Here is a 1,264-nt window from a genome sequence, read left to right as displayed (position 1 = left end):
CCAATATCGCTCCATCCATCTGCGCCGCACCAGTAATCATGTTCTTTACATAATCCGCGTGACCAGGACAATCTACGTGAGCATAATGACGGGCCGCTGATTCGTATTCAACATGCGCCGTGGAAATCGTAATCCCGCGCTCTCTCTCTTCCGGCGCCGCATCAATCTGGTCATACGCCTTTGCCGTACCACCATACTTCTTCGCCATAATCGTCGTAATCGCCGCCGTCAGAGTCGTCTTACCATGGTCAACGTGACCTATCGTCCCCACATTCACGTGCGGCTTCTTTCGCTCAAATTTTTCCTTCGCCATCGGAAAACCTCCCCATTCAATTGGTTAATTTTTATGGTGCCCACAGCTGGACTCGAACCAGCGACCTCTTCCTTACCAAGGAAGTGCTCTACCGCCTGAGCTATGTGGGCCTATAATCTCAGTTTGTTACTATCCGTCATCTACAGAAAATTTGGAGCGGGTGATGGGAATCGAACCCACACCATCAGCTTGGAAGGCTGAGGTTCTACCATTGAACTACACCCGCTATCTAGAAACTAGAGACTAGAAACTCGTAGCTATTTTTACTGGCACCCATGATAAATAGGCCAATTATTTTTAAAATTCAAACTACAAATTCCTACTCTCTAATTGCTAGATTCTAGTCCCTAATTTCTAGTTTCCAGATTGGTGGAGGGGGAAGGATTCGAACCTTCGAAGGCTGAGCCGTCAGATTTACAGTCTGATCCCTTTGACCGCTCGGGAACCCCTCCAAAAAGATTGCCATTTTCTTTCATGGAACAGCTAAAGTCAATAGTTTATTAGCTATGAGGCAGTACTAGATGGTGCTGGCACCAGGAATCGAACCCGGGACCTACTGATTACAAATCAGTTGCTCTACCGACTGAGCTACGCCAGCAGTATTCTTTAATATTCGCCACCAACTATACTTTATCAAGGCATATAATTTTTATCGTTTACGCCTATTTCTAAGCAATCTGCTTATTTCACATATATGTCAGCATAAGCATTCTTCGCTGGCAATTTTTTCATTTGGCAAACATTAAGATGCCAGCTTGTAAGCTGGCATCTTATAAAAAAAGCCCTGGCGATGCCCTACTTTGACATGGGGAAGCCCCACACTATCATCGGCGTACGTTTGTTTCACTTCTGAGTTCGGGATGGGTTCAGGTGGTTCCAAACGGCTATGGTCGCCAGGAAAAACGGTTTTGGAAGCGATGTTAACACTTCCAACTGGTAAAGATTGAGGCA

At 45.8% G+C, this 1,264-nt stretch carries 1 protein-coding gene, 4 tRNA genes and 1 rRNA gene; all 6 read right to left on the bottom strand.

Features of this window, described 5'->3' with window-relative positions:
• On the bottom strand, window positions 1-313 hold a 313-nt coding region (locus E1O52_RS12930), incomplete at its 3' end, for a GTP-binding protein (RefSeq protein ID WP_242602255.1).
• 34 nt (window positions 314-347) lie between these two features.
• A tRNA-Thr gene (locus tag E1O52_RS12925) sits at window positions 348-423 on the bottom strand.
• Window positions 424-465: 42 nt separating this feature from the next.
• A tRNA-Gly gene (locus E1O52_RS12920) sits at window positions 466-539 on the bottom strand.
• Window positions 540-680: 141 nt separating this feature from the next.
• A tRNA-Tyr gene (locus E1O52_RS12915) sits at window positions 681-765 on the bottom strand.
• A gap of 70 nt (window positions 766-835) precedes the next feature.
• Window positions 836-911 (bottom strand) — tRNA-Thr (locus E1O52_RS12910).
• A gap of 184 nt (window positions 912-1,095) precedes the next feature.
• Window positions 1,096-1,211: ribosomal RNA gene (rrf, locus tag E1O52_RS12905) — 5S ribosomal RNA — on the bottom strand.
• Window positions 1,212-1,264: the final 53 nt, after the last annotated feature.

The sequence above is a fragment of the Legionella nagasakiensis genome, from assembly GCF_900639915.1.
GTDB classification, from domain to species: Bacteria; Pseudomonadota; Gammaproteobacteria; order Legionellales; family Legionellaceae; genus Legionella_A; species Legionella_A nagasakiensis.
This window is presented reverse-complemented; position numbering and strand designations above follow the sequence as displayed.